The 230-nt window shown below is 42.6% G+C and carries 1 protein-coding gene; it reads right to left on the bottom strand.

Translation table 11 applies throughout. The features are described from left to right. Window positions 1-230: MBG domain-containing protein (locus tag AC1Z3T_RS21255; protein WP_483397003.1), on the bottom strand; the 230-nt coding region annotated here is incomplete at both ends.

Below are 230 nucleotides of genomic sequence, written 5' to 3' on the forward strand. Positions count from 1 at the left end.
CCGTTATAGGTCGTATTTAAACTATTCGCCGTTACAGTCGCTTTGGCTTTGGCAATATCCAATGCACCATCGACAAAGGTTAGATCGTAGTTTTTATCAACACCATTGGCTTTGTTCGTATAACTGCCTACGTCTTTAGCGGTTACGGATGCTGTGACACCTGTTAATACCGAACTATTTTCGCCATTCACCAAACCAGTGGCACTAAAGCCTGATGCTGTTTGGTTTTT

This window comes from Acinetobacter sp. B-6 (assembly GCF_056930735.1).